The 25,637-nt window shown below is 70.3% G+C and carries 23 protein-coding genes; 11 read left to right on the top strand and 12 right to left on the bottom strand.

The window, feature by feature from the left end:
• The 4 genes from DA69_RS13375 to DA69_RS13360 form a co-directional block, all read right to left on the bottom strand.
• Nucleotides 1–1,554 carry a type II and III secretion system protein family protein gene (locus DA69_RS13375; RefSeq protein ID WP_235599167.1) on the bottom strand — a complete coding sequence of 518 codons (1,554 nt, stop codon included), beginning with the start codon at nucleotides 1,552–1,554 and terminating at the stop codon, nucleotides 1–3.
• A gap of 11 nt (nucleotides 1,555–1,565) precedes the next feature.
• Complete coding sequence (cpaB, locus tag DA69_RS13370; RefSeq protein ID WP_025978038.1) at nucleotides 1,566–2,513, bottom strand: Flp pilus assembly protein CpaB; 948 nt, start codon at nucleotides 2,511–2,513, stop codon at nucleotides 1,566–1,568.
• 118 nt (nucleotides 2,514–2,631) lie between these two features.
• On the bottom strand, nucleotides 2,632–3,144 hold the full coding sequence (locus DA69_RS13365; RefSeq protein ID WP_025978037.1) for an A24 family peptidase: 513 nt from the start codon (nucleotides 3,142–3,144) through the stop codon (nucleotides 2,632–2,634).
• A 121-nt stretch (nucleotides 3,145–3,265) separates the two neighbouring features.
• Nucleotides 3,266–3,448, bottom strand: a complete 183-nt coding sequence (locus DA69_RS13360) for a Flp family type IVb pilin (RefSeq protein WP_025978036.1) — start codon at nucleotides 3,446–3,448, stop codon at nucleotides 3,266–3,268.
• Between the two features lie 282 nt (nucleotides 3,449–3,730).
• On the opposite strand from DA69_RS13360, the gene DA69_RS13355 reads away from it, so the two are divergent.
• Genes DA69_RS13355 through DA69_RS13345 form a run of 3 tightly spaced genes read left to right on the top strand, consistent with a single transcriptional unit; the run spans nucleotide 3,731 to nucleotide 5,239 of the window.
• Nucleotides 3,731–4,141: a pilus assembly protein N-terminal domain-containing protein gene (locus tag DA69_RS13355; protein WP_025978035.1), complete on the top strand. Its 411-nt coding sequence runs from the start codon at nucleotides 3,731–3,733 to the stop codon at nucleotides 4,139–4,141.
• Nucleotides 4,142–4,154: 13 nt separating this feature from the next.
• Nucleotides 4,155–4,685, top strand: a complete 531-nt coding sequence (locus DA69_RS13350) for a TadE/TadG family type IV pilus assembly protein (protein ID WP_025978034.1) — start codon at nucleotides 4,155–4,157, stop codon at nucleotides 4,683–4,685.
• Nucleotides 4,682–5,239: a TadE/TadG family type IV pilus assembly protein gene (locus DA69_RS13345; protein WP_025978033.1), complete on the top strand. Its 558-nt coding sequence runs from the start codon at nucleotides 4,682–4,684 to the stop codon at nucleotides 5,237–5,239. The genes DA69_RS13350 and DA69_RS13345 overlap by 4 nt, the downstream gene beginning before the upstream one ends.
• 1 nt (nucleotide 5,240) lies before the next feature.
• Here the strand turns inward: DA69_RS13345 and DA69_RS13340 are convergent, their stop codons facing one another.
• From DA69_RS13340 to DA69_RS13325, 4 genes are all read right to left on the bottom strand, one after another.
• On the bottom strand, nucleotides 5,241–6,599 hold the full coding sequence (locus DA69_RS13340) for an anthranilate synthase component I family protein (protein ID WP_235599166.1): 1,359 nt from the start codon (nucleotides 6,597–6,599) through the stop codon (nucleotides 5,241–5,243).
• A gap of 43 nt (nucleotides 6,600–6,642) precedes the next feature.
• Nucleotides 6,643–6,972, bottom strand: coding sequence for a winged helix-turn-helix domain-containing protein (locus DA69_RS13335; protein WP_025978031.1), 330 nt, complete (start codon nucleotides 6,970–6,972; stop codon nucleotides 6,643–6,645).
• 1 nt (nucleotide 6,973) lies between these two features.
• The gene (locus tag DA69_RS13330) at nucleotides 6,974–7,600 is read right to left on the bottom strand and encodes a hypothetical protein (protein WP_025978030.1); all 627 of its coding nucleotides are present in this window, start codon (nucleotides 7,598–7,600) and stop codon (nucleotides 6,974–6,976) included.
• 303 nt (nucleotides 7,601–7,903) lie between these two features.
• The gene (locus DA69_RS13325; RefSeq protein ID WP_025978029.1) at nucleotides 7,904–9,349 is read right to left on the bottom strand and encodes an AMP nucleosidase; all 1,446 of its coding nucleotides are present in this window, start codon (nucleotides 9,347–9,349) and stop codon (nucleotides 7,904–7,906) included.
• Nucleotides 9,350–9,459: 110 nt separating this feature from the next.
• Here DA69_RS13325 and DA69_RS13320 point away from each other — a divergent pair, with 110 nt between their 5' ends.
• Nucleotides 9,460–9,987 (top strand): SRPBCC family protein, encoded by a 528-nt coding sequence (locus DA69_RS13320; protein WP_025978028.1) that lies wholly within the window; start codon nucleotides 9,460–9,462, stop codon nucleotides 9,985–9,987.
• Between the two features lie 4 nt (nucleotides 9,988–9,991).
• Here the strand turns inward: DA69_RS13320 and DA69_RS13315 are convergent, their stop codons facing one another.
• Both DA69_RS13315 and DA69_RS13310 read right to left on the bottom strand, forming a co-directional pair.
• A complete protein-coding gene (locus DA69_RS13315; protein WP_025978027.1) occupies nucleotides 9,992–10,642 on the bottom strand; it encodes an alpha/beta hydrolase fold domain-containing protein in 651 nt (216 codons plus the stop codon).
• A 65-nt stretch (nucleotides 10,643–10,707) separates the two neighbouring features.
• Entirely contained in the window at nucleotides 10,708–12,843 is a 2,136-nt protein-coding gene (locus DA69_RS13310; RefSeq protein WP_025978026.1) for an alpha/beta hydrolase family protein, read from the bottom strand.
• A gap of 125 nt (nucleotides 12,844–12,968) precedes the next feature.
• Here DA69_RS13310 and DA69_RS13305 point away from each other — a divergent pair, with 125 nt between their 5' ends.
• The 7 genes from DA69_RS13305 (at nucleotide 12,969) to trxA (ending at nucleotide 23,228) form a co-directional block, all read left to right on the top strand.
• Nucleotides 12,969–13,805, top strand: coding sequence for a 1-acyl-sn-glycerol-3-phosphate acyltransferase (locus DA69_RS13305; protein ID WP_025978025.1), 837 nt, complete (start codon nucleotides 12,969–12,971; stop codon nucleotides 13,803–13,805).
• A gap of 10 nt (nucleotides 13,806–13,815) precedes the next feature.
• Entirely contained in the window at nucleotides 13,816–14,277 is a 462-nt protein-coding gene (gene tsaE / locus DA69_RS13300; RefSeq protein WP_025978024.1) for a tRNA (adenosine(37)-N6)-threonylcarbamoyltransferase complex ATPase subunit type 1 TsaE, read from the top strand.
• On the top strand, nucleotides 14,270–15,358 hold the full coding sequence (amgK, locus tag DA69_RS13295) for an N-acetylmuramate/N-acetylglucosamine kinase AmgK (protein ID WP_025978023.1): 1,089 nt from the start codon (nucleotides 14,270–14,272) through the stop codon (nucleotides 15,356–15,358). Before tsaE ends, amgK begins: the two co-directional genes overlap by 8 nt.
• A gap of 187 nt (nucleotides 15,359–15,545) precedes the next feature.
• Entirely contained in the window at nucleotides 15,546–16,259 is a 714-nt protein-coding gene (gene murU / locus DA69_RS13290; RefSeq protein ID WP_025978022.1) for an N-acetylmuramate alpha-1-phosphate uridylyltransferase MurU, read from the top strand.
• Nucleotides 16,260–16,261: 2 nt separating this feature from the next.
• Nucleotides 16,262–19,336, top strand: a complete 3,075-nt coding sequence (addB, locus tag DA69_RS13285) for a double-strand break repair protein AddB (protein ID WP_025978021.1) — start codon at nucleotides 16,262–16,264, stop codon at nucleotides 19,334–19,336.
• Nucleotides 19,333–22,770 (top strand): double-strand break repair helicase AddA, encoded by a 3,438-nt coding sequence (gene addA / locus DA69_RS13280; RefSeq protein WP_025978020.1) that lies wholly within the window; start codon nucleotides 19,333–19,335, stop codon nucleotides 22,768–22,770. The genes addB and addA overlap by 4 nt, the downstream gene beginning before the upstream one ends.
• Before the next feature lie 125 nt (nucleotides 22,771–22,895).
• Nucleotides 22,896–23,228, top strand: a complete 333-nt coding sequence (gene trxA, locus DA69_RS13275) for a thioredoxin (protein ID WP_025978019.1) — start codon at nucleotides 22,896–22,898, stop codon at nucleotides 23,226–23,228.
• A 204-nt stretch (nucleotides 23,229–23,432) separates the two neighbouring features.
• Here trxA and DA69_RS13270 read toward each other — a convergent pair whose 3' ends face one another.
• Nucleotides 23,433–24,719 (bottom strand): bifunctional folylpolyglutamate synthase/dihydrofolate synthase, encoded by a 1,287-nt coding sequence (locus DA69_RS13270; protein ID WP_025978018.1) that lies wholly within the window; start codon nucleotides 24,717–24,719, stop codon nucleotides 23,433–23,435.
• Nucleotides 24,720–24,730: 11 nt separating this feature from the next.
• On the bottom strand, nucleotides 24,731–25,630 hold the full coding sequence (locus DA69_RS13265) for an acetyl-CoA carboxylase carboxyltransferase subunit beta (protein WP_025978017.1): 900 nt from the start codon (nucleotides 25,628–25,630) through the stop codon (nucleotides 24,731–24,733).
• Nucleotides 25,631–25,637 lie beyond the last annotated feature (7 nt).

The following is a 25,637-nucleotide window of genomic DNA, read 5'->3' as shown; positions in this document are numbered from 1 at the left end:
TCACTCGATCACATAGCCGACGGGGCCGCGCCATCCGGCGCCCGCCTGGGCGGTCGGCGCGGGCGAGCCGTAGACCTGGTTCAGTTGGCCGAAGAAGATGGTCTGGGCGTCATGGGCGATGCGCAGGCCGTCGGCCGGCGTCTGCATCCGCCCCGGCGCCGTCGGCGTGACGACATAGGGCTCGACGATGACCACCAGTTCGGTCTCGCCCATCAGATAGTCGCGCGAGCGGAACAACTGCCCCAGCACCGGGATGTTGGTCATGCCCGGCAGGGAATCCACCGCCTGACGCGTGCTTTCCTGCAACAGGCCCGCGATCATCATCGACCCGCCCGAAGGCAGTTCGACGGTGTTCTCGCTGCGCCGGACGGTCAGGCCCGGCAGGGTGATCGACGACGGCGTGCCGGCGCCGATGGTCAGGCCGCCGCTGGGCGTCAGCTCCGACACCTCGACCTTGACCTGCAGGCTGATGCGCCCTTCGGACAGGACGACCGGGCGGAAGCCCAGCGCCACGCCATAGGGTTTGTACTGCACGGTGATCTGCCCGTCGCGGTCGCGGCCGGTGGGCACAGGAAACTCGCCGCCCGCCAGGAAGCTGGCGGCCTCGCCGTTGACCGAGGTCAGGTTGGGTTCCGCCAGGGTGCGGACCAGGCCGACCCGCTCGAACGCCTTCAGCGTCGCCGAGCCTTTGTTGAGGCCGTCTGAGCCGGGACCCGTGCCCGGCTGTGCGGTTTCCCAGTTCGAAGGATCGCCCGGACTGCCGTCGACGATGACCGGGCATAGGGCGCCTTCCGGCCACCCCGGCCCGAGGCACGGCCCCTCCATCTGGAAGTTCTTGGTCGTGTCGCGCGCGATCCCGCCCGCCAGCCCGCCCAGCAGCGAACCGTTGACGCCCCAGGTGGCACTGTTGCCCAACAGCCACTGGGTGTCGCCGACACGGCCGATCACGGCCTGGGTGTCGAAGCCCAGCTGCTTGATGACGTTGCGCTGCACCTCGACCACCCGGACCTTCAGCGTCACCTGGTCCGAACCGGCGACCGAGATCATGTTCATGACCTTCTCGGGCGCGCTGACGAAGGCGCGGGCCACCTGGGCGGCGCGGTCGGCGTCGGCCGGGCTGGCGGCCAGACCGGTCAGGATGATGCTGTCGTTGACCGCTTCGGCCCGCAGATCCGAACCGGGCGCGATGCGGTTCAGCGTGTCCTGCAGGGCGCTGACGCCGGCATCCACCCGCACGCGCAGCGCCAGAATGGTGCGGCCGGAGCCATCCAGGAACACGGCGTCCGTCTCGCCCCCCTCCAGGCCGATCATGGTGATGCGGCGCGGCGAATGCAGCATGGCCTCGGCCACGCGCGGGTTGGAGATGATGACGTCGCGCGCATCAGACGGCAGGTCGACCGCAAAGGAGGTCCCGCGCGGCAGGTTGACCAGCTGCGGCGCCGAGCCGGCCGTGATGGCGGCGCGCGTCGTCTGGGCGCCCGCCTGATCCATCGGCGCGCCCGCCCCGCCCAGAGCGAGCACAGCGACGCTGGCGGCGACGGCGAAAGGTTTCATGCGCGAAATCCTCATGGCGTCGGCACTTCCTGCGCGTCGCCGCCGCGATAGATCTTCACCACCGCGCCCGTCCGCTCGCCGCCGCGCCGCACCGCGCCCGGAACGTGGCCGGACGGTCCCGCCGTATCGGCATAGGAGCGCAGCACCAGCGACAGATCCCCCTCGGACCGCGCCAGGGCCAGAAGCTCGGCGTCGCGTTCGCTGACGGCCAGGGTGGCGGTGGCGCCGACGACCGCCTTTTCGTCCTCGGCGGCGCGGGTGGTCTGGTCGATGGCCAGGACCTTCATGTTGCGCATGATCGTCGCCGTCGTGAAGCGCGGTCCAGCGCCGCTGTCGTTGTTCTTGATCTCGCGCGTCATCAGCACGTCCACCCGGTCGCCAGGCAGGATGAAGCCCCCGGCGGCGGTCTCGACATTGACGCGGATGGCCATGGCGCGCGTGCCCGGCTCCAGATAGGCGGCCATATAGCCGCTGTCCCCGGCGCGGACGATCTTGCGCGCCACGATCGGCTCGCCCGCCAGAATGGGTTCGCGCACCACGGCGCCGATATAGTCGGACTTGGCCCCCGGACCGTTCAATTCAGCAGCGGCCTTCAGGGCGCGCTCGACCGCCTGGGCGCGCGCCTGCTCACGGCTCGGTTCGCCCTTGGCGTCGACGGCGGCGTTCTCGGCGGCGGCGCCTTCGGACTTGGCGGGCGGCGGGGTCGAGCCATCGGTGATGAAGAGCGGATTCAGCTCCTCGGTCGGCCAGTCCTTCCAGCTCAGGTCCGCGTCGGCCAGGCGTCGGCCCGGCTCCAGATCGCGCGCGGCGACCAGAACCTTGGCCATCGACCGCGCCTCGACGGCGGCCGAGGCCGTCGCCGGCTCTGCGCCGGACGAACCCATAGCGCGCACCACCAGCGCCAGGCCGACAGCGGCCAGGGCGGCGATGCAGATGACGGCGATCTTGGCGGGCTTCATCGACGGTCTCCGGCAGACGCGACGACGCGATAGCGCGCGGGCCGCCCCCTGCCGTTAACAATGATGAGGGATCGAGGTTAACGCGTCCCTAAGCGGGACAGGCCTTGGCGAACGCAGATCAGCCCGCGATGAAGGCGGCCATCAGCGGACTTTCGGGATACGCGAGCAGGGCCCCGATGGCGATGGCGACGCCATAGGGAATGTCGCCCTTGGGCTGCATCAACCGCATCATCCAGCCCGGTCCCGCCTGGGCCAGGATGGGCAGGCGACTGCGCGCAGTCAGCAGCAGCATGCAGAAAGCTCCGCCGGCTAGCCCGGTGAAGAGCAGAAAATACAGCGTGCCCGACAACCCCATCCACAGGGTCGCCGCCGCCAGCAGTTTGGCGTCTCCCCCGCCGATCCAGTTCAGGGCGAACATCCCCGCGCCGATGAACAGCGCCGCCAACGCCATTCCGGCCGATACGCCCACCACGCTCAGCGGCAGTCCCAGCGCCAGTGCCGCCGGAAAATAGCCGACGACGAGGGCGATGGAGATCCAGTTCGGGATCTTCATCGTCGTCAGGTCATACAGGGCCGCGACGACGGCGAGCACGGGAAGGACGGCAAGCAGGATGAAGGAGAGCTGGTCCATGCCGTAAGTCTCGCTGAGATTCTTTAAAACTCAGTTGCGGCGGCGGTCTCTACACAAGTCGCCGCACCCAAAAAAAACGGCCGGAGATTTCGCTCCGGCCGTCTTACTCGAGGCTATCAGCCTATTTCGGAGCCGGCGCCGCAGGCAGCTCGGCGTCGACCTTGTCGAACATGCCCTTGACCTTCGGGCCAATGGTCATGAGCGCGCCGATGATGACCACCGAGATCAGGGCGGCGATCAGGCCGTATTCGATGGCCGTGGCGCCGGATTCGTCTTTGGCGAAGCGATTGATGAAGTTACGCATGATTTGTCTTCCTTTGTTCTAAGCGAGCAACAGTTCCACCATCCAGGGTCACCGGTTTTGCCCGCTTGACCCCCGTTTGCCCGCTGACCATGCCGCGTTGCGGATTAAGGGCGAGTAAAAGCCGACGGCGTCTAATACGAATATGATGGTTACTTGCTTGTTTACTATGATCTCATCACAGGATCGGCGGACGCAGCAATTTCAGGAAATCTTGACCTTTGCGCGCGACAGTTCACGCGCGGCGTCGCGCGCGCCCGTTCTTTTGACTTCGGAGGTTCCGACATGACGGCATCGGCCAGGCCCAACAGGGCGAACCTGATCCGCCTGCTGTGCGTCGGCCTGCCGTTCGTGCTGGCGGCCACGGCGACGACGGCCCAGAACCGTCAACTGGAAGTGCCGATTCATCAGGCGACGCGCGTCCAACTGGGCGCCGCCGCCGGGTCCGTCATCGTCGCCAACCCGGCCATCGCCGACGTCGCAGTCACCGACGCCCGCACCCTGTTCATCACCGGCAAGGCCTATGGCGTGACCGAAGTCATCGCCGTGGACGGTCTGGGCCGCCCCCTGTTCCAGCGCCAGATCGTGGTGGCGCCCAGCAGCGCCGGGACGGTGCGGGTCTGGCGCGGACGCGAGACGACCGAAGTGACCTGCGGCGCGACCTGCGCCCCGGCCCCTGCCGGCCGCGGCTCTTAAGAAAGGCGGGGCCTTGGCGCGTCGCCCCCACGACCGGAAACGACGCGAAGGCTCGAACGCCATCGAGTTCGGCTTGGTCGCCCTGCCCTTCTTCCTTTTGCTGTTCGGCATATTGGAGATCGGCCTGATGCTGCTGGTCGACGCCCTGGTCGAGACCGCCGCCTCGGACGCCGCCCGCCAGGTGCGCACCGGGCAGGCCCAGACGCAGGAACTGACGCCCGAGCAGTTCAAGGACAAGTTCTGCGCCGAGATGAGCATGTTTTCCGGCGACTGCGGCCGCCGCGCCTTCATCGACGTGCGCGTGCTGGACGACTTTTCCCTGACCGACCCGAGCAAGGCCCCGCCGGACCCGACCAGCGGCGACCAGTTCGACCCCACCGGCCTGAAATTCGAACCCGGCGGCCCCGGCCAGCGCGTCCTGGTGCGTGTCTGGTATGAACAGCCGATCGTCACGCCGATGATCGCCCAGGCGGTGGCGCGCACCAAGGACGGGCGGGTGATGCTGACCACCACCCTGGCCTTCCGCAACGAGCCCTATCAATGAACCGGCGCCTGCGTTTGCGGCCCGTGCGCCGCCTGCCCGGCGACCGGGACGGCGCCACGGCGATCGAGTTCGCCCTGATCGCGCCGGTGATGATCCTGCTCTATTTCGGCCTGGTCGAGTTCAGCCAGGGCTTCATGGCCCAGCGCCGCGCCAGTCACGCCGCCTCGGTCGTGTCGGACCTGGTCGCCCAGAGCGAAAGAATCAATCGGGCCGGGATCGACGCCATCTACGCCGTCGGCGGCCTGATCATGCGCCCCTTCCCCGCCGCCGAACTGTCCATCCGCACCACCAGCATCTCCGTCGACGCCAGGGGCGTCGCGACAATCGAGTGGAGCCACGGCAACGGCAAGGCGCTGTCGCCTCTACAGCGCGGCGATCCCGTCACCGATTTGCCGCCCGACGTGGTCGAGAAGGAGCAGACGGTGATCATGGGCGAGACCCAGTATATCTACAGGTCGCCGTTCGCCGCCGTCCTGCCCAAGCCGGTCGCCCTGTCGCGCCGTTATTTCCTGCGGCCGCGCACCGTTGATCGCGTCGTCTGCACCGACTGCTGACCTACCCCGTTAGGGCCTGCTTCAAGGCCAGTATCTTGGCCTCGGTCTCAAGCCGCTCGGCGCGCGGGTCGCTGTCGGCGACAATGCCCGCCCCGGCCTGAGCGCGCCAGCGCCAGCCCTTCTCACCCTGAACGAAAGCCGCCGTGCGGATCAGCACCGACGCCGTCAGCCGGAGCTCACCCGCCAGCCCCCAGCCGAACAGCGAACCGCACCACGGCCCGCGCGGCGGTTCATGCGCCGCGATCACCTTCATCGCCTGATGCTTGGGGGCCCCGGTGATCGAGCCAGGGGGAAAGGCCGCTTCCAGCACATCGGCCGGACCGAACCCTGCGGCGGCCTCGGCGCTGACGGTCGAGACCAAATGATGCACCGTCGGGTGGCGCTCCAGCTCGAACAGCCCCTCGACCCGGACCGTGCCCGGCCGCGCCGCCCGCGCCAGGTCGTTGCGCATCAGATCGACGATCATCAGATTCTCGGCCCGATCCTTGGCGCTGGCGGTCAGTTCAGCCGCCAAGGCGTCGTCACGCTCCGGATCGGCCCCGCGCGGCCGCGTCCCCTTGATCGGCCGGGCCTCGATCCGCCTGCTCGCCTCGTCGAAGGTCAGGAAGAGTTCCGGCGAGTTGGACACGATCGCCCGATCGCCCAGCCGCCAGAAGGCGCCGTAGGCCGCGCCGCGCGCCGCCGACAGCCGCACAAAGACATCGAACGGGTCGCGTCCCGGCTCCAGCCTGCCCGACCAGGCGCGGGCGATGTTGGCCTGAAACAGCTCGCCCGCCGCGATGCGCGCCACGACATCCGCGACGGCGGCCTCATAAACGTCGGGCGCCGCCTCGCCCTCAAAGGCCGAAGCCGGGGCCGACGGCGTTCCCGGCGTCTGCGCCAGCGTGAGCCAAGCCGCCGCCCGGCGCGCCTGTTCGCGCGCCTGCGCCGCGGTGCGCCCCCGCCCCACGGCGCGCACCTCTTTCGTCTGGTGATCGAAGGCCAGCAGGGCCGGATAGCGGGCCAGCATCAGATCGGGCCAATCCCCGCCCCGATCGCCCGTCGCCGGGCGCGCCCCGGCGTCGTAACTCATCAAGCCGACGACCCCGCCGCCCGCGAAAGCCGGATTCCTGAGAGCCTGGAACGGCGCAGCGTCCCTGACCGGCCCGATCACGCACAGGTCCGGCTCGCAGGCGACGAAGGACATCCGCCCGCCATGCGCGGTGGGATCATCGGCCCCGGCGATCAGCCCCAGCGCCCCTTCGCGCCGGTGGATGCCCGCCGCGACCGCCACCGGATCGACCCAGCCGCACGGCTCCACAGCCAGCGCCGATAGCGCCCCTTGGCCGCCAGTATCAGGTGATGAAAGGCGCTCGCTCATGACCGTCTTCCATAGACGGTTCGCGCCCCGACGCCAGCCGCCCTCAGCGTACCGCCACCAGGGCTGACATCGCGTCCAGATAGGCGAGAAAGGCGTCGCGGCCCGCCGTCGTCATGCTGGCGCGCGTCAGGGGCTTGCGGCCCTGAAAGCTCTTGGACACCGCGACAAAGCCCGCCTCCTCCAGCTTGCGCAAATGCACCGACAGATTGCCGTCCGTGGTCTGCAGGCGGGCCTTCAGCTCCCCGAACTCGGCGCTCTCCACGCCCGACAGATAGGCCATGATCCCCAGGCGCACCCGGCCGTGGATCACGTCATCGATGCGGCCGATGTCGAAGTCGTCGACCGCATCGGGCGTTGGCTCAGAAGCGGTCATGTCAGACCACCTCCGTCGGTTCCTGGCGCATCAGCATCAGGCCGGGCACGAGGGCGAACAGAAACAGGCCCGCCGCATAACCCAGCCACATCGCAGGGCTGCCGATCAGAAAGGCGATCAATGGCGTGGCGATCCAGCATCCGATCGCGAGATACCACTGCCACTTCTGCCCGCTCATGGTCGCCGACACCGCCCAAGCCGAGCCGTAAAGGGCGAAGATCAGCGACGGAAAGATCATAGCGACCGCGTCGCTTTGGGTCTTCCAGCCGATCACCCCCATCGCCAGGGACATGACGAAGACGCCCAGGCCTACGCCCATCCAGCCGGCGCTGGCGGCGCGGTTGCCCGCCGACTGCGCGCCCGGCCTGCCCTCGCAACGCCGGATCTCGACGATCAGGGCGCCGAAGAAGATCACCATGGCCGAGCCCCACAGGATCAGATAAGCGACCGGCGCCATGTCTATCAGCCCGCTGTTGATGGCGTAGTGGATGACCGCCGCCACGCCGAACACCAGTCCAGCGGTGACGAGTATGCGCCCGCCCAGCAGCGGCGCCTGCCGCCCTTCCTGGGCCAGGGCCTTCATATAGGCGATGTCGTCGTGAACGGATTGAACCTGGTCGCGGGTCATGGCGTCTCTCCCTGCCTGTTGAGCAGAAGATGAGCCAATGACTTTATGTTGTAAAGTTCTTTCTTAAAAGCGGACACAGCCCCTCTCCCTCCCCGTCCCGGGGAGGGTGGTTGAGCCTGAAAGGCGAAACCGGGTGGGGGCGGCAAGGCAAATCAAGCGCCGACCCGCCCGCGTCGACCCTGCGCTCCGTATCACCAAGCCCTCCCCACCCGGTCGCTTCGCGACCACCCTCCCCGGGACGGGGAGGGAGAGGCGTCGCGCCTGGGCCCAAGCAGCGCGACCGCGTCGCGCGCGATAGCGCCCTTACCGGAAAGGCGGCTCGTCGAAGGCGCGCAGCTTGCGGGAGTGAAGGCGCGCGCCCTCCGCCCGCAGCAGTTCCACCGCCTGAATGCCGATCTGCAGGTGCTCCGATATCGAGCCCTCGTAGAAGCGGTTGGCCTGGCCCGGCAGCTTGATCTCGCCGTGCAGCGGCTTGTCCGACACGCACAGCAGCGTCCCGTAGGGCACGCGGAAGCGATAGCCCTGGGCGGCGATGGTGGCGCTTTCCATGTCGATGGCGACGGCGCGGCTTTGGTTGAAGCGCAGGGCCGACTTGGAATAGCGCAACTCCCAGTTGCGGTCGTCGGTGGTGACGACGGTGCCGGTGCGCAGACGCTTCTTCACCTCTTCGCCCGGCGCGCCCGAGACCAGCTTGGTCGCGTCATAGAGGGCGCGCTGCACTTCGGCGATGTTGGGGATGGGGATATCGGCGGGCAGGACAGCGTCCAGCACATGGTCATCACGCAGGTAGGCGTGGGCCAGGACATAGTCGCCGATGGTCTGGCTGCCGCGCAGGCCGCCGCAGTGGCCGATCATCATCCAGGCGTGGGGCCGCATGACCGCCAGGTGGTCGCAGATGGTCTTGGCGTTGGACGGGCCGACGCCGATGTTGACCAGGGTGATGCCCTGACCGTCCGGCCGCGTCAGGTGATAGGCGGGCATCTGATGCTTGCGCCAGGCGGCGTCCATGATGGCCGCCTCCGGATCGTCGGTGGCGCGCGTCACCACCACGCCGCCGGCGCAGGACAGGGCCTCATAAGGGCTGTCGGGATCGGCGATCTGGGTCGTGGCCCAGCGCACGAACTCGTCGACGTAGCGGTTGTAGTTGGTGAAGAGGATGAAGCTCTGCACGTCCTCGACCGGGGTGCCGGTATAGTGCCGAAGCCGCGCCAGCGAGAAGTCGGTGCGCAGGGCGTCGAACTGGGCCAGCGGATGCTCTTCGCCCGGCTCCCACAGGCCGTCGGACACCTCGTCGCCGATGTGGGCCAGTTCCGTCGTCGGGAACCAGCGGGCGATGGCCGCCGTCATGGTGCGGTCCAGCACCACGTCCGAGCCGTCCAGCACATAGGGGAATGGGATTTCCTGATCCGACGGTTCCACGGCGAAGGTCGCGCCGTATTCGGTCGCCAGCAGGGTCAGCTGCTCCAGCAGATAGTCGCGGAACAGGTCGGGCCGGGTGATGGTGGTGGAATAGACGCCGGGCCACGACAGGCGGCCATAGGCGCGGGTTTCCAGGTTCTGCGGCCGCTCGCCGTGCCAGGTCACCGTCAGGCGGGGATAGGCGAACAGGCCCGCCGCGCGGGCCTCGGGTTCGGCGCGATCGCCAGTCGCCAGAAAGACCTTCACGGCCTGACGCAGATTGGCGACGGATTGATTGTAGAGGGTTTCGAGGCGGTCCAGCGCCGCCTGGGGGGTCATCTTGTCTGTCATGGCTTCCTCTAGCGGAAAACCGTGACCTTGGCGAGACAGGGGAAACACGCCGACATGACAGTTGACCGAACGCCCCGGCGCGCGCTTGCTGATCCGGCTGGAGGACTCCCATGGTTCGACGCCTGTTTTCGTTCGTCGCCGCGGCCTTGCTGGCCGCCACCGCGCCCGCCTCGGCCGAGGTGAAGTCAGCCGCCCCGGGCGGCTTCGAGGTCGGCGGCGCCATCACCATCGCCGCCCCGCCCGCGCGGGTCTGGGCGACGCTGACCGCGCCCGAGACCTGGTGGAGCCGCGACCACCGCTGGTTCAAGGCCTCGACCCTGTCGCTGGACCTGTCGCCCGGCGGCTGCTGGTGCGAGCAAGCGGCGGACGGCCGCGTCTCGCGTCATCTGGAAACGGTGCTGGTCGAGCCGGGATCGAAACTGGTGCTGCAAGGCGGCCTCGGCCCATTGCAGGGGCAGGGCGCGGCGGGCGGCCTGACATTCAGCCTTCAGCCGGAAGGCGACGGAACGACCCTGACCTGGACCTATGTGGTCGGCGGCTATGCGACGGGCGGACTGGAGGCCTGGGCCGCGCCGGTCGACGGCGTGCTTTCGGCCCAGTTGGCCAATCTCAAGACGCGCGTCGAAGCGGGCGACTGAGGCCCTACCCCAGCGCCCCGCGCAGGAAGCTGACCGCCCCCGCCAGATCGCCCGCCCGTCCGCGCCAGACCGGCGCTGAATCAGAGGCGCCGGCATAGGCCGAGGGGTCGGTGAAGGTCGCATCCGGCCGTTCGGGCGCGCCCAGAGCCGCCGCCGCGCGCAAGGCGGCAGGCCCGCCGGCCGCCGCCAGATAGCGCCGATCCAAGACCAGCATCAGGGCCGCCCGGCCGCCCTCGCCCAGTCCCAGAACGCCGATGCGTGCAGCATCGCCGCCGAGATCCTGGACCCGTTTCGCCGCCCAGGCGACAGCCGCCGCCGCGTCGGAAATGAAGGCCGGGTGCGGACTGTCCGGCGCCTCGCGTCGGTCGGCCAGGACGACAATAAAGCCGCCCTCGGCCAGATCGCGCGCCGCCCGCTCGTCCACCGCTTCGGGCGCGCCGTCCGGCAACAGGATCAGGATGGGCAAGCGGCTCGCCGCCGCCGGTCGATAGAGACGCAGCGTCTGACGCGGATCGGCGCCATAGGCCGCGCGCGCCGTGCGCCAGCCGGGCGGCCCCAGCGGAACCGGCGTCATCGCCTCCTGCCTGATCAACGGCGCGCAAGCGGCTGTCGCCACGGTCGCCAGCAGCGGCGCCAGCAGCCCTCGTCGCGTCATGCGTCCCTCCCCGAAAAACGAAGGGCGCGGCCCTGACGAACCGCGCCCTCGAAGTCAGGCCAAGCCTACTTGGCCAGATGCTTGTCCAGCCAGCCGAAGACTTCGTTGTGCCATTGCAGGCTGTTGGCGGGCTTCAGCACCCAGTGGTTCTCGTCGGGGAAGAAGACCAGACGGCTCTCGATCCCGCGCCGCTGCAGGGCGGTGAAGGTCGACAGGCTCTGCGAGGTCGGGATGCGGAAGTCGAGATCGCCCTGGACCACCAGCATCGGATCACGCCAGTTCTGCACGTGGTTGGCCGGGTTGAACTTCTGATAGCCCTGCGGGTTTTCCCACGGCGTGCCGCCGTATTCCCACTCGGTGAACCACAGCTCCTCGGTGCCGTAGCCCATGCCGAAGGTGTCGAAGACCCCGTCGTGGTTGACCAGGCATTTGAACTCGCCCGGCCAGTTGCCGGCGATCCAGTTGATCATATAGCCGCCGTAGGACGCGCCCAGGGCGCAGGCGTTGTCGCCGTCCAGGAAGTCATATTTCGACTGGGCGAAGGCCCAGCCCTTCTGCAGGTCTTCCAGCGGGCGATCGCCCCAGTGCTGGCTGATGGCGTCGGTGAATTCCTGGCCGTAGCCGGTCGAGCCGTGGAAATCGATCATCACCACCGCATAGCCCGCGCCCGCATAGGTCCCGGGGTTCCAGCGGTAGGACCAGCTGTTGCCGAACGAACCTTGCGGACCGCCGTGGATCAGGAAGGCGACGGGATACTTCTGACCCTCGACATAGTTGGCGGGCTTGATGACGTAACCGTGGACCGTCTCGTCGTTCCAGCCGGGGAAGCTGAACTGCTCAGCCTCGCCGAAGGCTTTTGTCGCCAGTTGCGGGTTCACCTCGGTCAGGCGGCGCGGCATCTCGCGGCCGCGCCAGGTTTTGAAGTAGAGGTCGCTGGGCGAGGTCAGGCTGTCCATCGCGAAGACGAAGCCCGAGGGCGTCTGACCGAAGGCGCCGACGTGGCCTTCGCCCGTCAGCGGCATGACCACGCCGTTGCGCGTGTCGATGGCGAACAGCTTGGTCTGACCGACATCGCCCGCCGTCGTGTACAGAGTCTTGCCGTCCTTCGACCACTGCAGGGTGTCGGCCGAACGGTCCCAGTTGGCCGCGATCTGGCGCGTCTGGCCGGTGGCCACGTCGCGCAGGAAGATCGAATACTTGTCCGCCTCGAACCCCGGACGGGCCATGGCGCGGTAGGCCAGCGTCTGGCCGTCCGGCGAGAAGACCGGGCCGGTGTCCCAGGCCGGGTTGGCCTCGGTCAGATTGGTCAGTTGGCCCGGCGCCGAGACGGCCACCTGATACAGGTCGAAGTTGGTGCTCCACGGCTCGCTGTTCCCGGCCTTGCGCGCCGAGAAGACCAGCGACTGGCCGTCCGGGGCGAAGGTGAACTCGCTCGCGTCGCCGAACGGCTTGGAGGGCGTATCGCCGTCGAAGCCCTTGGTCACCCAGACCGGCTCGCCGCCCGCCTTGCCGTCGGCGCGGATCGACTGGACGAACAGGTGGTTCTGGGTGTGGTCGTTCCACGTATCCCAGTGGCGCACGAACATGCGGTCATAGACCTGGCCGGTCGACTTCTTCTCGCCCTCGGTCTTTCCGCGCGCGACCGAGGCGTTCAGGTCCGCAGCGTCCGGATAGACGGCCAGCGACACGGCCACCGCATCGCCCGCGTCGTTGATGCGATAGGCGTTGACGTCGGTCGGCAGGGCCGTGACCTGCGTCGCCGTCGCGCCCTTGTCGGCCGAGACCCACACCTGGCTTGAGCCGGAGCGGCTCGACAGAAAATACAGCTTGCCGTCGGCGCCCCAACGGGCGGTGTTGGCGCCGCCTTCGGAGATCGCCAGCTTCTGCGGCTGAGCCTCGCCCTTCAGGCCCAGCATGTAGAGGGCGCTGGACCGTTTATTGGCCGCCACATCCGTCTGGGTGAGCGAATAGACCACCCACTCGCCGTCCGGCGACACCTGCGGATCGCCCAGCCGGTTGGCCGAGATCATGTCCTGATAGGTGAAGGCGGCGCGGGCCTGGGTCGTCGCGGGGGCCGTGGCAGCAGCCGCAGCGGCGGGCGCTCCCTCGGCCCACGTCGGCAGGGCAAGGGCCGGCAGGGCCGTGGCGGTCAGCAGGGCGGCGGCGCTGAGGCCGGACAGGAGATGGGGCAGGCGGCGCATTCAGGCGCTCCTCATGCGGATGGGATGTCTGGCCGAAGGCCTAACACCGCCGCGAGCCGCCCGCAAAGTCTCTCGCCCGCGCCAAGCCGCTTGCCCGCCGCCGCCGGCTCGGCGACAAGCAGGCGATGAGTCCGGCTCCCCACATCGTCGACGTGCTGATCGCCGAGCGCGCGCCCCGGCTCACGGCATCGGCCGCCTGGCCCCTGGTCCGCCCCGCCCTCTACCGCCTGCTCGACTACGCCAAGGCGCGTCGCATGGCTGACGCCATAGGCCCGATGGGCGGACGAGAGGCGCTGGACTACGTCTCCGACCTGCTGGAGCTGACGGTGCGGACGGCGCACCTGGACCGCCTGCCCGCCTCGGGCCGCTGTCTGGTGGTGTGCAACCACCCGACCGGCATCGCCGACGGCCTCGCGGTGCACGACGCCCTGCGCACGGTGCGCGACGACCTGATCTACTTCGCCAACGCCGACGCCCTGCGGGTCTCGCCCCGCCTGTCGGAGACCGTCATTCCCGTCGAATGGGTCACGGCCAAACGCACGCGCGAGAAGACCCGCGCCACCCTCCAGGCCGCCAGGGAAGCCTTCGAGGCCGAGCGCTGCGTCGTCATGTTCCCGGCCGGACGCCTGGCCCGCCTCGGCCCGGACGGCCGGCTGACCGATCCTGAGTGGGCCGCCACCGCCGCTTCGCTCGCCCGCAAATACGAAGCGCCGGTCATTCCGATCCATGTCGCCGGCCCGACCAGCCGCCTGTTCCACTTGTTCGACAAGGTGTCGCAGGAGCTGCGCGACATCACCCTCTTCCACGAGCTGCTGAACAAGAAGGGGCGCGCCTTCGACCTGATCGTCGGCCGCCCCATCCCGCCGCTGACCCTGGACATCGACGCCCAGGCCGCCACCCTGAAACTCAAGACCTTCGTCGAGCGGACCCTCGCCGCCGATCCTGACGCGACCTTCGCATGATGATCTCAGCATGACGACCTTCGTCCTCCCCCACGCCGACGCCACCACGCGCCTGGGCCAGGCCATCGCCCCCCTGCTCGCGCCGGGCGAAGCGGTCCTGCTCTACGGCCCCCTGGGCATGGGCAAGTCCACCCTGGCGCGCGGCCTGATCCGCGCCCTGACGCGCCCCGACGAGGACGTGCCGTCGCCGACCTTCACCCTGGTTCAGTTCTACGAGAGCGATCCGCCCGTCGCCCATTTCGACCTCTATCGCCTGACCCGCCCCGAGGAAGCTTTCGAGGTCGGCCTCGACGAGGCGCTGGACGAGGGTTGCGCCCTGATCGAGTGGCCCGAACGGCTGGGCGAGGATCCCGGCCGGATGCTCGGGCCCGACCGGCTGACGATCGCCATCTCCGAGGACGGCGAAGGCCGCCTTGCGACCGTAACTGGCGCAGGGGCGTGGGAAGCGAAACTGAAGGAACTCCATGTCTGACCGCGAAGCCCTCCGTCTCGACTTCCTGCGCTCGGCCGGTCTGGCCGATGCCGCCCGTGCGCCCCTGCCCGGCGACGCCTCGACGCGGCGCTACGAGCGGCTGACCACGCCCTCCGGAGCATCCCTGATGCTGATGGATCAGGCCCCCACCGCCGAGAGCCGCCCCTGCGATCCATCGTGGACGCCGGAACAGCGCTACGCCCACGGCTGGAACGCCATCGCCCGCCTGTCGGCCGGACGCATCGAGGCCTTCGCCGCCGTCGCCGCCCATCTGAAGTCGCTGGGCCTGTCCGCGCCCGAGATCGTCGCCGTCGACGCCCCCAACGGCCTGGCCGTGATCGAGGATTTCGGCGACGCCCTGTTCGCCCGCGTCATCGCGGACGGCGCCGATCCGGCCCCCCTCTACCGCGCCGCCGTCGAGGCGCTCGCCGTCCTGCACGCCGCCCCGACGCCCGGGGTGCTGACCGGTCCGGCGGGCGACTGGCCCCTGCTGACCTACGACCAGACCGCGCTGCAAGGCGGGGCCGACCTGTTCGTCGACTGGCTGCCCAAACTGATCCCGGCTCTGAGCTTCGACGACGCCGCCGTCGCCGAATGGCGCGCGGCCTGGGCCCCGATCACGGCGGCGGGCGAGGCGGGCGCCGCCGTCATGGCTCACCGCGACTATCACGCCGAGAACCTGATCCGGCTGGACGGCCAGACCGGCGCCGCCTCGGTCGGGATGATCGACTTCCAGGACGCGGTGAAGGCCCATCCGTCCTGGGACCTCCACTCCCTGCTGCAGGACGCCCGCCGCGACGTGGCGCCCGAGCTGGAGGCCCTGGCGCTGGACCACTATTTCGCCCTGCGGCCCGAGACCGACCGCGAGGCCTTCATGGCCGCCTACGCCGGTCTGGCGGCGCTGAACGAGGCGCGCATCCTCGGCATCTTCGCCCGCCTGATCGCCCGCGACGGCAAGCCCCGCTACGTCGCCTTCATGCCGCGGATGTGGGCGCATCTGAACGCCAATCTGCAGGCCCCCGGTCTCGAAGCCGTCGCCGCCTGGATGGACCGCCACGTGCCGGAGGAGGTGCGTCGATGACCGCCGCCGCTCTCTTCCTTCTCCCCTCGGGGGAGAAGGTGGGCCGCGCAGCGGCTCGGATGAGGGGGCTCGCACGCCCGGTCTCGCCCCTACCGTCTGATCGCGCGTGCGTCGCCAACCGCCCCCTCATCCGTCATGCTCCGCATGACACCTTCTCCCCCGAGGGGAGAAGGATCGGAGAACGCGCATGACTAGCCCCAAGACCGCCATGGTCCTCGCCGCCGGGCTCGGCACGCGGATGCGCCCGCTCACCGACGACCGGCCCAAGGCGCTCGTAGAAGTCGGCGGCAAGGCGCTGATCGACCACGTTCTCGACCGGTTGGCCGAGGCGGGCGTCACCGATGCCGTGGTCAACGTGCACTGGTTCGCCGACCGGCTGGAAAGCCATCTGGCCGCCCGCACCCGCCCAAGCATCCGCATCTCCGACGAACGCGCCGAACTGCTGGAGACCGGCGGCGGCCTGAAGAAGGCCCGTCCCCTGCTGGGCGATGATCCCGTCTTCGTGGCCAATATCGACAGCGTCTGGATCGACCACGGCGACGCGCTCGGTGATCTGATCCGCCTGTGGGATCCCGAGCGCATGGACGCCGCCCTGCTGCTGGCCCGACGCGAGGGCGCCATCGGCTTCGAGGGCGGCGGCGACTTCTTCCTGTCCGACGACGGCGCCCTGACCTTCCGAGGCGAGGCGGCCAGCGCCCCTTACGCCTACATGGGCGTCCACATCACCCGGCCCGATTACGCCGACCGAGGCCCCGACGGCCCCTTCTCGCTCAGCCCCCTGTGGCGCGCCTCGGCCGCCGAGGGTCGCCTCTTCGGCTGCGTGCTGGACGGCGACTGGATGCACGTCGGCGACCCGCAGGCGCGCGACGAGGCCGAGGCGCGGCTGAAAGAGGACATCTGACCATGACCGGGGGGCGCTTCGATCCTTTCTCGGGTGAAGGTCCGCGCTGGCGCGCCGTGCCCGCCTGGCGGCCCTTCCTCGAAGACCTGGCGGCAGGCGTCCTCGACTGGCTGGGCGACGCCCCGCCCGAGACCCTGACCGACGCCACCATCCTGCTGCCCAACCGCCGCGCCGCCCGCGCCTTCTCCTTCGCCCTGGGCAAGCTGGCGGGCGAGCGCCCCGTCCTGCTGCCCCAGGTGCGGCCGCTCGGCGATCTGGAAGAGGACGAGCCGCCCTTCGCCCCCGGCGAGCTGGGCCTGGACCTGCCGCCCGCCATCGCCCCCCTGACGCGCCGCTTCGAGATGGCGCGCATGATCGCCGAAGACTTCCAGCCGGGGATGAAGCCCCTGCGCGCGCTCGAAATGGCCGATGCGCTGGGCGCCTTCCTCGATTCCTGCCAACTCGAGGAAGTCGACGACCTGTCGCGCGTCGCCACCCTGGCCGAACAGGATCTGGCCGAGCACTGGCGCGAGAGCGCGCGCTTCCTCGGCCTCGCCGTCGAGGCCTGGCCCAAGCGGCTGGAGGCGCTGGGCCTGGTCGATCCGGCCTGGCGCCGCGCGACCCTGCTGCGCCGTCTGGCTGAGGCGTGGGACGCCCGCCCGCCGCAGGCCCCCGTCATCGCCGCCGGCTCCACCGGCACCGTCCCCGCCGCCGCCGATGTGCTGAAGGCCGTGGCGAAAGCGCCGCAGGGCGTGGTCGTCCTGCCCGGCCTCGACCTCGATCTGGCCGCCGACGCCTGGGACCGCATCGACGACCAGCATCCGCAGGCCGCGCTGAAGGCCCTGCTGACCCGCGCCGAGATCGCGCGCGAGGCGGTCCAGCCCTGGTTCCAGCCGCCCCTCGAGCCCTCGATCGAGGCGCGCGGTCTGGCCCGCCAACGCCTGATCAACGAAGCCCTGCGCCCCGCAGACGCCACCGACGACTGGCGAGCCGAGATCAAGCGCCTGCGCGCCCGCTCGGCCGAGGCGGGCCGCGCCGCCGACCCCATCGCCGAGGGCCTGTCGGGCCTGACCGTTCTGTCCGTCCGCGCCGAGGAAGAGGCGGCGACCGCCGTCGCCCTGATGATGCGCGAGAGCCTGGAGCAGCGCGGCTCCGACGGCCGCCCGATCACCTGCGCCCTGGTGACGCCGGACCTGCAGCTGTCGCGCCGGGTCGAGGCGCGGCTGGCGCGCTGGGGCATCGTCCCGGACTCCTCCACCGGCCAGCCCCTGTCGCGGATGACGGCGGGGGTCCTGGTCGACCTTTGCGCCCGCTTCCTGGCCGAGCCGCTGAAGCCGCAAACGCTGCTGGCCGTCCTGAAGCACCCGCTGGTCCGCCTCGATCTGGGCGAGACGACGCTCACCGACGCCGCCGAGGCGCTGGAGGAGCACGCCCTGCGCGGCCCGCGCCCGCGCCGCTGGTCCCAGCTTCACGAACGCCTGCTGAAGGCGGCCCAGCCTCGGCGCGGCGGTCTGCCGTTGGCCGAATGGAAGCTGGCCCGGTTGAAGGGCGCGCAGGCCCTCGCCGACCGGCTGGAGGCTCTGGCCACGGCCCGCCCCTGTGCGCCGGACGAGGCGGCCCGCACCCTGGCCGCCCTGATCGAAACCCTGGCGGGTCAGAACGCGTGGGCCGGGCCGGACGGCGAGGCGGCGGCCTCTCTGCTGTCGGCCCTGATCGAGGGCGGCGGTCCGCTGGGCCAGACCACGCCCGCCGAGTTCGCCGACCTGATCGCCGCCTTGCTGGCCGAGACGACGGTGCGCACCGGCGGCGCCACCCATCCGTCCCTTCGCATCCTCGGCGCCATCGAGGCGCGGCTGGCGCGGGCCGACCGCATGATCCTGGCCGGGCTGGAGGAGGGCGTCTGGCCCAACGCCGCCCCGGTCGATCCCTTCCTGTCACGGCCGATGCGCGCCGCCCTGCCCCTGCCCGCGCCCGAGCGGCGCCTGGGCCAGACGGCGCAGGATTTCGTCCAGGCCGCCTGCGCCGAGGAGGCGATCCTGGTCCACTGTGAACGACGCGGCGGCCAGCCCGCCGTGCGCTCGCGCTGGCTGTGGCGGCTGGAGATGCTGACGCGCGGCGCCGACGCGCCCGACACTCCGGTCCGGCTCCGCGCGCCCGAGGGCGTCATCGACTGGACCGAGGCCCTCGACGCCCCGCCGGCCGGCCCGGCCAAACTTGCGCCGAGGCCCAAACCCACACCCCCGGTCGAGCGCCGCCCGCGCAGCCTCTATGTCACCGGGGTCGAGCGCTGGGTCCGCGACCCCTACGCCCTCTACGCCCGTCGCATCCTCAACCTCGAACCGATGGAGCGCCCCGGCGCCTCGGCCGAGGCCCTGGCGCGCGGCAACGCCGTGCACAAGGCCATCGAGCGCCTGACCGAGGACTGGCCTGACTGGCTGCCCGACGATCTCGACGCGGTGATCGAGCGCCTGTTGCTGGAGGAGCTGGGCGCCCACGGCTTCGAGGACGCCGCCATGGCCCGCGAGGCGCCGCTGGCGAAAAACGCCGCCCGTTGGCTGGCCGGGTTCGAGACGAACCGACGTGCGCGCGGCGTCACCTTACTGATCGAACAGCAGGGCGCCCTGACCTTCGAGGCCCCCGGCGGCCCCTTCACGCTCAAGGCCTACGCCGACCGCATCGAGGTCGGCGCCCTGTCGGCCGCCGTCATGGACTTCAAGACCGGCCAGGTCCCGACCGCCAAGCAGATCAAGGCGGGCTTCGCCCCCCAGCTGACCCTGACCGGCGCCATCCTGGCCGCCGGCGGCTTCGAAAAGACCAACGGCCCCGTGCCGCCCGAAGAGCTGACCTACGTCCGGGTCGTCGGCCGAAAGAAGGCGGGCGAGGTCGCCGTGCGCGCGGCCGGGCCGGAGGCGCAGATCCTGTCCGACGCCGCGCTGCAAGGCCTGATGGCCCGCGTCGCCGAGTTCGACCGGCCGGAGACGCCCTATCTCTCGTGGGCCGCGCCGCACCTGATGGGCAGCTACAGCCCCTACAATCTGTTGGCCCGGGTCTGGGAATGGCACGTCATCGGCGGGGCCGAGGAAGGAGAGGCGGAATGAACCTCCACATCCGGCCCGAAGACGCCCTCAACCCCCAAACCCGCGCCGCCGACCCGGCACGCTCGGTCTTCGTCACCGCCAACGCGGGATCGGGCAAGACCACCACCCTGGTCAGCCGGGTGGCGCGCCTGCTGCTGGGCGGCGCCGCGCCCTCGGCCATTCTGTGCGTGACCTACACCAAGGCCGCCGCCGCCGAGATGCAGGCCCGCCTGTTCGAGACGCTCGGCAAATGGGCCGTCATGGACGACGGCGAACTGTCGGCTGCGCTGGCCAAACTGGACGACAGCGACCCGGCCGCCCTCAACCCGGCCCGCCTGTCCGAGGCGCGGCGCCTGTTCGCCCGCGCCCTGGAGACGCCCGGCGGGCTGAAGATCCAGACCATCCACGCCTTCTGCGAAAAGCTGCTGCGCCGCTTCCCTATCGAGGCGGGGGTGTCGCCGCGCTTCACCGTGCTGGAGAACGAGGCGGCGATCGCCCTCAGCCACGCCGCGCGCGAAGACCTGGCCCGCGCCGCCCTCAATGACGCCGAGGGGCCGGTCGGCCAGGCCTACAGCCACTTCGCGGTCGAGCTGGACTGGGGCCGCTTCCAGGAGTTGCTGGCCCTGATCGAGAACCGGCGCGCCGAGCTGACCGACTATGTCGCCCGCGTCGCCGACGGCCGCGCGCCCGGCCCCCATGTCCTGACCGGGGCCGATCCGCAAAAGACGCCCGAGGACATCGAGGCCGACTTCCTGCGCTGGCTCAATCCTGCCGACTGGGCCGCTTGCGCCGACGGCCTGGCGACCAGCGGCAAGAACGACCAGAAGATGGCTCAGCGCATGCGCGACGCCATGCCGCCCGACACGACACTGGCGGCGATGAAGGACATCTTCTTCGACTCCAAGGGCGTCGCGCGCGAGAAGTTCGGGGCCAAGGCCGCGCCGGCTTCGTCCACGACCTATCTGGCGAATGTGCAGTTGAAATACCTGGCGGCGCTCGACCGCCAACGCGCCGCCAAGGTCGCCGACGACACCATCAAACTGCTAACTCTCGCCAATGCCCACGCCGCCCTCTATGAGGCGGCCAAGACGGCGCACGGCGCGCTCGACTTCTCCGACCTGGTGGCGCGCACGGTCGAACTGCTGACCGTCCGCTCGACCGCCGCCTGGGTGCTGTACAAGCTGGACGGCGGCGTCGACCACGTCCTGATCGACGAGGCGCAGGACACCGCGCCCGAGCAGTGGGCCATCATGCGCGCCCTGACCGGCGAGTTCTTCACCGTCGAGGGGACCGACCGCACCGTCTTCGCCGTCGGCGACGAGAAGCAGTCCATCTACTCCTTCCAGGGCGCCCGGCCCGAGCGGCTGCGGCAGGAATCGCAGGTCTATGACAGCCTGATCAGCGGGGCGGGCGGCGCCTTCGAGGGCGTGCCGCTGGAGACCTCCTACCGCTCGACCGAGGCGGTGCTGACCTTCGTGGACGCAGTCTTCGGCACGCCCGAACGCGCCCGCGCCCTGGTCGGCGAAACGGGCGAGATCCCGCATCACACCGCCGCCCGAAAAGGCCAGCCCGGCGCCGTCGAGCTGTGGCCCCTGTTCGTCGACGAGGCCCCGCCCGAGCGCGACGCCTGGACCGATCCCGTCGATCAGGAAGGAACCGCCAGCGCTCGCAAGCGCCTGGCCCAGACCCTGGCGAACGAGATCATCCGCCAGGTCGAGACCGGCGTCGTCGTCTTCGACAAGGGCGGCGCCGCGCGGGCCTGCGGCTACGGCGACTTCCTGATCCTGGTCCGCCGCCGCGACGCGACGTTTGAAGAGATCATCCGCGCCCTGAAGGCAGCCGGCGCGCCGGTGGCGGGCGCCGACCGGCTGAAGCTGTCGCAGCACATCGTCTTCGACGACCTGAAGGCGCTGGCCCGGTTCGCCCTCTTCCCCGGCGACGACCTGACCCTGGCCGAGGTGCTGCGCGGCCCCTTCTGCGACGTGGACGAGGACAGCCTGTTCGAGCTGGCGGGCCGCGAAAAGCGCGACGGCCTGTGGCGCGAACTGAAGCGCCGGGCAGACGAACGCCCCGAGTGGGGCCGGGCGCTGGACCTGCTGCGCGCGGCGCGCAGCGCCCGCGACCTCGACCCCTTCGGCTTCTTCTCACGCCTGCTGAACCGGGTCGACGCGACAGGCCAGTCCGGCCGCGCCCGCATCCTGACCCGGCTGGGCCGCGAGGCCGAGGAAGCCATAGACGAGACCCTCAATCAGGTGCTGGCCGCCGAGGGGCGCGGCGGGACCGATCTGGAGACCTGTCTGGCCCTGCTGGAAGCCGCCGACGTCGAGGTGAAACGCGAGCTGGAGGGTCCGCGCGGAGAAGTCCGGGTCATGACCGTCCACGGCGCCAAGGGGCTGGAGGCGCCGGTCGTCATCCTGCCTGACACGACGATGAAGGCGAAGGCGCAGGGGCCGTCCCTGATGCCCGTCCCGCTGGAGGACGGGGCCGAGGCCTGGCTGATGTGCCCCGGCTCGTCCAAGGAGGACTGCCCCGCCTCGGCCGACGCCCGCGCGGCGCGCGAGGCGCGGGTCGGCGACGAATCTCTGCGCCTGCTCTACGTCGCCCTGACCCGCGCGCGCGATCGGGTGATCGTCATGGGACGCGGCTCGAAACGCGCGCCCGAGGCCGGGGACTGGTGGTCGGTGATCGAAGAGACCTTCGACCGCCTGGGCGATCAGGTGCGCGAGTTGGACGGCGGCGTCCGCCGCTACGGCGCCGATCCCGGCAGCCTGCCCGCCGCCGTCGCCGCGGCCGAGATGCGCGCGGAGGCCCCCGCCTGGGCGCGGACCAACCCGCCGCGCGACGCCGCCGCCCGCTTCGCCTCGCCCTCGCAGATGCAGGAGCAGAAACGCATCCCGGCGCCGTCGCCGCTGGCGCGCGGCGAAGGCCCAGGCGCGGGTCTGGGCCGGTTCCGGCGCGGCGACCTGATCCACCGCCTGCTGGAGCGCCTGCCCGACCTGCCCGCGTCCGACCGTCCCGACGCCGCCCGCCGGATGCTGGCCCGCGAGCGCGACCTGAGCGAGGACCAGCGCGCCGAGATGATCGCCGCCGCGTTCGGCGTGCTGGACGACGCCCGCTTCGCCCCCGTCTTCGGCCCCGGCAGCCGCGCCGAGGTCGCCCTGACCGGGACCGCGCCCGACCTGCCGTCCGGCGTGTCGATCTCCGGCCGCATCGACCGGCTGGTGGTCACGTCACAACGCGTATTAGTGGTCGACTTCAAGTCCAACCGCCCGGCCCCGGACCGGGTCGAGGACGCCGATCCCGCCTATGTGCTGCAGATGGCCATCTACGCCGCCGTTCTGCGCCGCCTCTATCCCGACCGCGCGGTCGAGGCGGCCCTGGTCTGGACCGACGGGCCGAAGCTGATGGCGGTTCCGCAAGGGCTGATGGACGCCGCTCTCGAAAATGCGCGTTGATTTGTGCGGGATTCGCACCCACATCTGTGGCCGAACGCTGACGCTGCCGTCGGCGCGCGACTATTAAATGCGCTCAAACAGCGAGCCGCCGCGCGGCGAGCGATAGCGCCCTTAAGGAGACTAAAATGGCGACTGTGAAAGTCACCGACGACAGCTTCGACGCCGACGTCCTGAAATCCTCGACCCCGGTCCTGGTGGACTTCTGGGCCGAGTGGTGCGGCCCCTGCAAGCAGATCGGCCCGGCGCTGGAGCAGATTTCGGACGAGCTGGCCGGCAAGGTGACCATCGCCAAGGTCAACATCGACGACAGCCCCATGGTCCCGTCCAAGATGGGCGTGAAGGGCATCCCGACCCTGATGCTGTTCAAGGACGGCCAGATGACCTCGATGAAGGTCGGCGCCATGCCCAAGGGCAAGATCGTCGAATGGCTGGCCGAAGCCGGCGTGAAGGCGGACTGACACACGCACGACTTTTCCCTCCCCGTCCCGGGGAGGGGGGTTGAGGCCGTCAGGCCGAAACCGGGTGGGGGCGGCGCCGCGAACGGGGCGCCGCCTTTTGCTTGTCTGTTGTTCTGAGGCGCCCAGGATCGCCTGGCCCTCCCCACCCGGTCGCTTCGCGACCACCCTCCCCGGTACGGGGAGGGAGAGGCGCGGCGCCTCGGATCAGACCGGCCAGGTCTCGCGGCTGGCGCCCAGCACCTCGCCCGCCAGATACAGCGAGCCGCAGATAACCACCCGTCCGGCGCCCAGGGCCAGGGCGCGGTCGAGCGCGGCGTCCACCGATCCCGCCGCCATGGCGCCGAAGCCGCGTCCCTGGGCGACGGCGGCCAGGGCCTCCGGCTCGGCGGCCGCTCCCTCGAAGCCGACAGTGAAGACCTGGGCGTCGATCCCCTTCAGCGCCTCGAAGAAGCCGCCGGCGTCCTTGTTGGCCAGGATGCCGACGATCAGGGCGGTGGGTCGCGGGGCGCGGGCCTGACGGTCGGACAGGGCGCGGGCCAGGGCGCGGGCGGCGTGCGGGTTGTGCCCCCCGTCCAGCCACAGCTCGGCGTCGACCTTCTGGGCCTTGTCGGCATAAGGCCCGGCGGTCAGCCGCTGCATCCGCGCCGGCCAGCGCACGGCCTTCAGCCCCTCGGCGATGGCGGCTTCGGGCAGGTCCAGTTCCAGCGCGGCGGCGACCGCCACGCCCGCATTGTCGAACTGATGCGCGCCGGCCAGGGCGGGCGCGGGCAGGTCCAGGAACCGCTCCGGATCCTGATAGGCCAGGCCGTCGCGCTCGGCCCAGGCGTCGAAGTCCACGCCCATGACGGTCAGGGGCGAGCCCACCTCCGCCGCACGCCGCGCAATCACCGCCATAGCCGCCTCGGACTGGCGCGCCACGACGCCGCGCGCGCCCGCTTTCAATATGCCCGCCTTCTCGCCCGCCACGCCCTCGATGCTCGTGCCCAGGAACTCGGCGTGGTCCAGGTCCACCGGGGTGATGACGCTGAGCAGCGGCCGGGCGATGACGTTGGTGGCGTCCAGCGATCCGCCCAGACCGACCTCGACGATGGCCAGGTCAGCGGGGGTTTCGCTCATGGCCAGGAAGCCCGCCGCCGTGGTGCTTTCAAACACCGTGGCCTGCCCGCCCGTCTGGGCCATCGCCGCCTCGACCCGGTCCAGGATGGCGTTCAGGGCGTCATCCTCGATCAGGCGTCCCGCCAGGCGGATGCGCTCGTTGAACCGCACCAGATGCGGCGAGGTATAGGCATGGACGCGCAGGCCCGCCGCTTCTGCAATCGCCCGGATCAGGGCGACGGTCGAGCCCTTGCCGTTGGTGCCGGCGACATGGACCACCGGCGGCAGCCTGTCCTGCGGATCGCCGAGCGCGGCGCACAAGGCCCGCATCCGATCCAGCGACAGGTCGATGCGCTGGGGATGCCGGGCGCGCAGGCGTTCCGAGATCGGGTCCATCAGGGCCGGCTTTACGCCGCCTTCTGCGTCTGGGCGGTTCCGCTCATCAGCATGGACAGGATCAGGCCGAGCGTCGTCGGCAGGTCGGCGCGCGACACCACCTTGTCCACCATGCCCTTGTCCTTGAGGTATTCGGCGCGCTGGAAGCCCGGGGGCAGCTTCTCGCGGATGGTGGTCTCGATCACGCGCGGACCGGCGAAGCCGATCAGGGCGCCCGGCTCGGCCAGGTGAACGTCGCCCAGCATGGCGTAGGAGGCCGTGACCCCGCCCGTGGTCGGGTCGGTCAGCACCACGACGTAGGGCAGCTTGGCCGCCTTCACTTCCTGGACGGCCAGGGTGGTGCGCGCCATCTGCATCAGCGACAGGGCGCCTTCCTGCATCCGCGCCCCGCCGGCGGCGGTGTAGCAGACGAAGGGAACATTGCGCTTCACCGCCTCGCGCGCGGCGGCGATGAAGGCCTCGCCCGCCGCCATGCCCAGCGAACCGCCCATGAAGGTGAAGTCCTGGACGATGACCACGGCGGGCGCGCCGCCGATGCGGCCATAGCCGATGGCCATGGTGTCCTTGCGGCCCGCCGCCTTGCGCGCCGCCGACAGACGGTCGCGATAAGGTTTGCCGTCCGAGAACTTGAGCGGGTCTTCCGGCACGTCCGGCGTATCGATGCTCTCATACAGGCCGTCGTCGAAAGTGGCCTTCAGGCGCGTCGGCGCATTGATGCGCATATGACGGCCCGACGGCGTGACCCACAGGGCCGCCTCCAGGTCCGAGCGGAACAGCATCTCGCCCGTGTCGGGATCCTTGACCCACAGATTGTCCGGGGTGTCGCGCGGGCTGACGATCTTGCGCACGCCGGGCGCGAAACGCGACAGCCAGCCGCCGCGAGCCTTGTTCTCAGGATGTTTATCGACCATGGGCGGG

The sequence above is a fragment of the Brevundimonas naejangsanensis genome (assembly GCF_000635915.2).
GTDB classification, from domain to species: Bacteria; Pseudomonadota; Alphaproteobacteria; order Caulobacterales; family Caulobacteraceae; genus Brevundimonas; species Brevundimonas sanguinis.
The sequence above is the reverse complement of the archived record's forward strand: the minus strand, read 5'-3'. Positions and strand labels throughout refer to the sequence as shown.